Source organism: Cellulomonas sp. EB106-03-03-XG116 (genome assembly GCF_058792015.1).
In genome coordinates this window covers 1-2,903 of the sequence record NZ_JBYTEP010000116.1, presented here as the reverse complement: position 1 = coordinate 2,903, position 2,903 = coordinate 1, and the positions used below count along the sequence as shown (strand labels likewise).

General features: G+C 73.9%; 4 protein-coding genes and 1 pseudogene. 4 read left to right on the top strand and 1 reads right to left on the bottom strand.

Features of this window, described 5'->3' with window-relative positions:
- Positions 1 to 57 precede the first annotated feature (57 nt).
- Entirely contained in the window at positions 58 to 615 is a 558-nt protein-coding gene (locus AC3WUG_RS19545) for a YceI family protein (protein ID WP_492329192.1), read from the bottom strand.
- Between the two features lie 136 nt (positions 616 to 751).
- Here AC3WUG_RS19545 and AC3WUG_RS19540 point away from each other — a divergent pair, with 136 nt between their 5' ends.
- From AC3WUG_RS19540 to AC3WUG_RS19525, 4 genes and pseudogenes are all read left to right on the top strand, one after another.
- Positions 752 to 1,297 (top strand): MarR family winged helix-turn-helix transcriptional regulator, encoded by a 546-nt coding sequence (locus AC3WUG_RS19540; RefSeq protein ID WP_492329191.1) that lies wholly within the window; start codon positions 752 to 754, stop codon positions 1,295 to 1,297.
- 63 nt (positions 1,298 to 1,360) lie between these two features.
- Entirely contained in the window at positions 1,361 to 2,017 is a 657-nt protein-coding gene (locus AC3WUG_RS19535; RefSeq protein ID WP_492329190.1) for a histidine phosphatase family protein, read from the top strand.
- A complete protein-coding gene (locus AC3WUG_RS19530; RefSeq protein WP_492329189.1) occupies positions 2,014 to 2,649 on the top strand; it encodes a TlpA family protein disulfide reductase in 636 nt (211 codons plus the stop codon). The genes AC3WUG_RS19535 and AC3WUG_RS19530 overlap by 4 nt, the downstream gene beginning before the upstream one ends.
- Positions 2,649 to 2,903: pseudogene (locus AC3WUG_RS19525) on the top strand (cytochrome c biogenesis protein CcdA); the annotation flags it as partial. The gene AC3WUG_RS19530 and the pseudogene AC3WUG_RS19525, both read left to right, overlap by 1 nt.

Below are 2,903 nucleotides of genomic sequence, written 5' to 3'. Positions count from 1 at the left end.
CACCGCCCCCGGCGTGCGCGCGCGGCGCAGCCGGGGGCGGCGGGGTCGTGCGGAGGCTCAGGCCTGCTTGATGGCCGAGACCTCGAGGTTGATGACGACCTTGTCGGACACCAGGACGCCGCCGGCCTCGAGGGCCGCGTTCCAGGTGATGCCGAACTCCTTGCGGGAGACGGTCACCGAGGCGGAGAAGCCCGCGCGCTGGTTGCCGAACGGGTCGGTCGCCGCGCCGCCGAACTCGGTGGCCAGCTCGACGGTCTTGGTCACGCCGTTGATGGTGAGGTCGCCGGTCACGACGTAGTCCTCGCCGTCCGCGGCGACCGAGGTCGAGGCGAAGGTCCACTCGCCGAACTTCTCCAGGTCGAAGAAGTCGGTCGAGCCCTTGAGGTGGCCGTCGCGGTTCGCGTCGCCGGTGGTGATGGTCGACGGGTCGAGCGTGGCGGTCACGCCGGACAGCGTGAGGTCCTCGGCGACGGTGATGGTGCCGGAGGTCACCGCGACGGTGCCACGGACCTTGGAGATGCCCGCGTGGCGGACGGTGAAGGACGCCTCGGTGTGCGAGGGGTCGATCGCCCAGGTGCCGGCGGTGAGGGCGGTGGGGAGCGTCGTGGTCGACATGGTGCCTCCTGCGGAAGTATTGGTTGAAGCGTCAACTGCGGTTAGTTGAGATTTCTACTACAGTGGAGCCCGCTGCGCAAGGCCTGTGGGACGATCGGCCATCGACGTCACAGGGAGGCGCGGGAGGAGGACGGCGATGAGCACCACGACCAGCGGGAGCGCGACCACCAGGGCGCCGCGGGAGCACGACGACGTCCGCTGGCTGACGGCGGACGAGCAGCGCGCCTGGCGTGCGTACCGGGACGGCACGGCGCGGCTGCTCGACGTGCTCGCGCACGAGCTGGAGCAGGACTCCGGCCTGTCGCTCGGCGAGTACGAGGTGCTGGTCCGGCTGTCCGAGGCGCCGCAGCGCACGCTCCGGATGTCGGAGCTCGCCGGCGAGCTCGCGCACTCCCGGAGCCGGCTCACGCACACCGTCCGCCGCATGGAGGCCGCCGGCCTGGTCGAGCGCGCCCCCTGCCTGGAGGACGCCCGCGGTGTGAACTGCACCATGACGGAGACCGGCTGGCGGCGCCTCGTCGACGCCGCGCCGTCGCACGTCGAGTCGGTGCGCGCGCACCTCGTCGACGTGCTCTCGCCGGCGCAGATGCAGGCCCTGGGCGACGCGATGGCCGCCGTCGGCGCCGCGCTGCAGGCCGGCTGCGCCCAGGTCGAGGCCGACGCGGAGGCCGCCGGCCGCTGATCCGGCGGGGCTCCGCACCCCGGCGCGGTCCGACCACCCAGCCGGGTTTGCGAGACTGACCCCATGGTCGCCACCACCATCCACCTCATGCGGCACGGCGAGGTGCACAACCCCGAGGGCGTGCTCTACGGACGGCTCGACGGGTACCACCTGTCCGAGCGGGGCCGGGAGATGGCCGAGCGCGTCGCCGCGCACCTGGCCGGACGGCTCGACGGGCCGCGCCGCGACGTCACCGCGCTGTTCGCGTCGCCGCTGACGCGCGCCCAGGAGACGGTCGCCCCGATCGCCGAGGCGCTGGGCCTTCCCGTCACCACGGACGAGCGGCTGCTCGAGGCCGAGAACCGGTTCCAGGGCCTAACGTTCGGCGTCGGCGACGGCTCGCTGCGGCACCCGCGGCACTGGCCGCTGCTGGTGAACCCGTTCCGGCCGTCCTGGGGCGAGCCGTACCGGCAGCAGGTCGGGCGGATGCTCGCCGTCGTCGAGCGCGCGCGCGACGCCGCCCGCGGGCACGAGGCGGTGCTGGTCAGCCACCAGCTGCCGATCTGGGTCACCCGGCTCGCGCTGGAGGACCGCCGGCTGTGGCACGACCCGCGCCGCCGTCAGTGCTCGCTCGCGTCGCTGACCTCGCTGACCTACGAGGACGACCACCTGGTGCGCATCGGCTACACCGAGCCCGCGGCCGACCTGCTGCCGGGGGCCTCGGCGGTGGCGGGCGCATGACGACCCGCAGCCGCCCGCGCGCCCGCACCCGGGCGCGTCGCGCCGCCGCGGCCGCCGTCGCGCTCGGCGCCGCCCTCGCGCTCGCCGCGTGCTCCGGCGGGGGCGACGGCACGGGCTCGGACACCGACGTGGCCGACCAGGGCTACGTCTCGGGCGACGGCTCGTTCACGCAGTGGGCCGTCGCCGACCGGCAGGGCCCCGTCGAGGTCGCCGGCACGGACTACGCCGGGGACGCCGTGGACATCGCGGACTGGCGGGGCGACGTCGTCGTGCTCAACACCTGGTACGCGGCGTGCCCGCCGTGCCGGGAGGAGGCGCCCGACCTCGTCGACATCGCGAACGAGTACGCGGACTCCGGCGTGCACCTGCTCGGCATCAACGGGGTCGACGACGCCGGGGCGGCCGAGCCGTTCCAGCAGAACTTCGACGTGCCGTACCCGAGCATCGACGACCGGGACAAGCACGCCATCGCGGCGCTGCAGGGCATCGTGCCGATCCAGGCGACGCCGACGACGGTCGTGCTCGACCGGGACGGCAAGGTCGCGGCGCGGATCGTCGGCCTGGCCGAGGGCTCGACGCTGCGCGCTCTGATCGACGAGGTGCTCGCCGAGGACGGCGGGGCCTCCGCGTGATGCTCGCCGACGTCGGGGACTCGTTCGCGCAGGCGGCCACCTCGGGCTCGCTGCTCGCGGCGGTCCCCGTGGCGCTGCTCGCGGGGCTGGTGTCGTTCGCGTCGCCCTGCGTGCTGCCCCTGGTCCCCGCCTACGTCGGCTACCTCGGCGGGATGTCCGCCGCGTCTGCGCCGGGCACCGCGCGGGCGCCGCTTTTTCTCTTTCTCTTCTCCCCCTCTTCCTCTTCCTCCTCCTTCCTTTTCTTTTCTCTCTCT